We start from the raw sequence: 3,300 nt of genomic DNA, 5'->3' as shown, positions 1-3,300 counted from the left end.
ACCAAGTAACTGTATCATATTTAAAATATGAAAAATGGAGTAAAGGACAGTTAGTACAAACTGAACTACAACGTTTTGCAATGCGGTGGTATGGAATAGAAGAGTTTAAACTCCTTTTAGAAAGTATAGGTTTCACTGACATTACTTGCTCTGCTGACTATGTTTATGAAAAGCAACCGTCAAATGCAGAACAAATTTTTACTTTTGAAGCTGTACGAAAGGAATAATATAGGAATTATTCATGAAAATAAGGCAATCGACACAACATCGACTGCCTTATTTTCAATKTTAGGATATGTTTTATTTCATTGTTTATAGAGGAAAATCGGAGGAAAACAAATGAAATTCATCTTAATATTTGGCCCGCAAGCAGTCGGGAAAATGACAGTCGGACAAGAATTAGCGAAACTAACAGATTTGAAAATTTTTCATAATCACATGACCATTGATTTAGTAAGTCCATTTTTTGATTACAGTACAAAGGAAGCAAAAAGATTAGTAAGTTTGTTTCGTAATGAAATATTTGAAGAAGTGTCTAAAAGTGATTTATACGGAATGATTTTTACATATGTATGGGCATTTGACCTTCAATCGGATTGGGAGTACATAAACCATGTAGTAAGTATTTTTGAATCAAAAGGCGCAGCAGTATATTTTGTAGAACTCGAGGCAGAATTAGATGAAAGATTAGAGCGAAATAAAAGTCCGCATAGACTAGAGCATAAACCGAAAAAAAGAGACATTGAATGGTCTGAAAAAAATTTAAAAGAAACGATGAAAAAACATAGATTAAACTCACTTCATGGTGAAATTGAAAAAGAAGAGTATATAAAAATTAATAATACTCATTTGAGCGCTCAAGAAGTAGCTGTAATGATTAAAGAGAAATTTCGACTGTAAAACATTTTAATATTCTTATGTTTGCATTGTCCAAGCATCTTATTAACAGATATATATACTATTTATAATAAGGACGGTCACTAATTTATTGAAGAACCGTCATTTAAATAGAAATGATAATTTTGGAAGGAAGGTAAGAAGAATTTGGACAACGAACAGCCAGGGAGAATTGAAAATCAAGTATATTCTAATCGGGTATTAAGATCAGAATTTGATGCGAATTGGACAACTTGTATTTCGAAAAGTGGTTATGTAATATATACGGCTACAAGTGACGATGCGGAAGTAGTAGTTTTACTTTCTGATGGTTCAAGTAAATTATTAATCTTCGAAAAAGGCGGTAAAGTAGTAGTAGGTGGCGGTGGAACGAGTCATTACAGCAAACCGCATATTGCAAGAAATATTTAATGTAAAAAATGTTAATCGAGAAGATGCTGGTAGTCTTATAACCTTTAATTTATATATAAAAATACAAATCATAAAGTAAGTTTTTTTAGATTCTGGCGTTTTTTGTAACACAAATAAGATGAAAAAGATCTTTAACGTATAAAGGTCTTTTTTGTTTTATTCACAAATAAAATTAATGGAGGTGAGCTAATAATGAAAAATAGTGGAGTAACCTATGTTCTTTCGGGAATTCTCCTATTMGGCCTTACATATATAACTTCCGCAATTTACGCGGGTKCATTAGAAATTTGGGATAGASSAAGCGGRAAATTCTTTACTGCATTTTATGAAATCCAGGGTACAATTTTATCRGTAATTTCAATTTGTTTTATTATAGCAGGGATATACTGTATACATAAAAAAGTGTAGTGAAAAACAATCAGCCTTTCATGTACTATACATGAAAGGCTGATTGTTTTTATGTTTTGAAAGAGTCTTTTAGAAGAATTGTAGTTTTTAGATTGATAGTTAAAACTGTAACAGTTTATGTATAATTAATATCATTTTGTCAAATGAATGTCACATAAAAGTCTTATAGTGTATATAGAAAGTGAAACATATACAAAGCAGGAGATGAAATAATGAAAAAGGCACTACAATATATATTCATATTATTTACGTTAGTTACTTTAAGTTATGTAATTTATATTAACTATGAAAAGCAGAAAGAGATTAAAAATAATAAACAAGTAATTAGTGAAGTTGCAAAGAGGTATGGTATTCCAGAGTGGATACCATTATCTATTGCTGATCATGAAACAAAATTTGATCGAAAGGCGATAGGGGATAACGGAACATCTTTCGGATTATTCCAATTACATCGTGGTGGATTAGCACCAGCGCAATTATCGGAAGAGAGTTTAGTGGATTCGCGTATAAATACAACGATAGCAATTTCAAGTATGGTCAAATCGTATGAACGTGGTGTGAAAAAAGGACTGCAGGATTGGGAGTTGCTTAAATATGTTGCTAATACATCAGGGTGGCCAGGAAACTTAGGGGGAGAATGGACAGATAATAATACGAAATATAATAAAGGGCTAGAACAATCATATCAATTATATAAAAAAGAGAAGTAGATATAAAAAGGCATTTTCAATTTGGGGAAATGTCTTTTTTATGTTATAGTATAAAAGTGTTTGGGTGTTATGTTATTTCGATATATCTTCAAATTTGTTATGTAGTATTTTTATATTAAATAACTACTAAAATCATTTTTTTATATAAGGAGTAAGAAGTAGGGATATGAAAAATATAGATTTTATACTAGAAAGTGATGAAACATTAAAACCGTCAGAACGATTAGTACTATTATTATTAGAGAAGCATAGAATGTTATATACGAACGATCTATTAGCTCTTTCAAATTTATCATATAAAACATTAACAGATTCACTAACAGCACTCGTTTTAAAGTCTTATGTTTTAAAGGATACAGGTAAGGGAAGAAGGCAGAATTGTTATAGATTAGTATGATAAGAGTACTGCTATAGATTCTTGCTATATATGTATTTTTCAAATGTAAGGATAAATTCCATTTTTATTTTCAAATGATAAAAAACTATTGATTTAAGTAAATAGCCGGTTTTGATATGTAAAGAGTTCATGGCTGCTAAATATATAATTTCATTTCATTTTTATTAATGTTTATTAGTTGTAAGTGAAAATGATATTTTTTTAAACAATTATAAAAATGAAATTCAAAAACAATCTACTCATTAGAGTGGATTGTTTTTTTATTAGGATAGCGAATTATAAAAATAATATTATTATGTAAACTTAATTTTTTAGAAAGGAACATGTGATTATTAATGGAATTTATTAAGGGGTACTTAATATTTGTATACATGGAGGTTCATTATGGAACAAATCATATCAATATCACAAGCAGTCATAAGAGGGGAAAAAGAAAAGGTAGTAGAAATCATTAATACGGATCGAGGTGTTGTTAAC

5 protein-coding genes and 2 pseudogenes are annotated in these 3,300 nt (G+C 29.4%); all 7 read left to right on the top strand.

The genetic code is table 11. From position 1 onward, the window contains the following. Positions 1-227 (top strand): annotated as a pseudogene (locus tag AC1DJR_RS22965) (class I SAM-dependent methyltransferase); the annotation flags it as partial. 112 nt (positions 228-339) lie between these two features. Beyond that, positions 340-900, top strand: coding sequence for an AAA family ATPase (locus AC1DJR_RS22960; protein WP_429688632.1), 561 nt, complete (start codon positions 340-342; stop codon positions 898-900). Positions 901-1,044: 144 nt separating this feature from the next. Then, the gene (locus tag AC1DJR_RS22955; protein ID WP_429688633.1) at positions 1,045-1,308 is read left to right on the top strand and encodes a hypothetical protein; all 264 of its coding nucleotides are present in this window, start codon (positions 1,045-1,047) and stop codon (positions 1,306-1,308) included. Positions 1,309-1,500: 192 nt separating this feature from the next. Continuing rightward, positions 1,501-1,716: a hypothetical protein gene (locus AC1DJR_RS22950; RefSeq protein ID WP_477003583.1), complete on the top strand. Its 216-nt coding sequence runs from the start codon at positions 1,501-1,503 to the stop codon at positions 1,714-1,716. A 209-nt stretch (positions 1,717-1,925) separates the two neighbouring features. Continuing rightward, entirely contained in the window at positions 1,926-2,426 is a 501-nt protein-coding gene (locus AC1DJR_RS22945) for a transglycosylase SLT domain-containing protein (protein WP_078177261.1), read from the top strand. A 166-nt stretch (positions 2,427-2,592) separates the two neighbouring features. After that, positions 2,593-2,823 (top strand): hypothetical protein, encoded by a 231-nt coding sequence (locus AC1DJR_RS22940; protein ID WP_000789035.1) that lies wholly within the window; start codon positions 2,593-2,595, stop codon positions 2,821-2,823. A 384-nt stretch (positions 2,824-3,207) separates the two neighbouring features. Continuing rightward, positions 3,208-3,300: pseudogene (locus AC1DJR_RS22935) on the top strand (ankyrin repeat domain-containing protein); the annotation flags it as partial.

This window comes from Bacillus sp. 05T31, assembly GCF_056396725.1.
Note: the sequence above shows the minus strand (reverse complement) of the source record. Positions and strands in the feature narration are given on the sequence as shown.

Excerpts from the sequence above, each read along its gene's own strand:
- AC1DJR_RS22960 (WP_429688632.1), top strand. The coding sequence starts at position 340 with ATGAAATTCATCTTAATATTTGGCCCGCAAGCAGTCGGGAAAATGACA.
- AC1DJR_RS22940 (WP_000789035.1), top strand. The coding sequence starts at position 2,593 with ATGAAAAATATAGATTTTATACTAGAAAGTGATGAAACATTAAAACCG.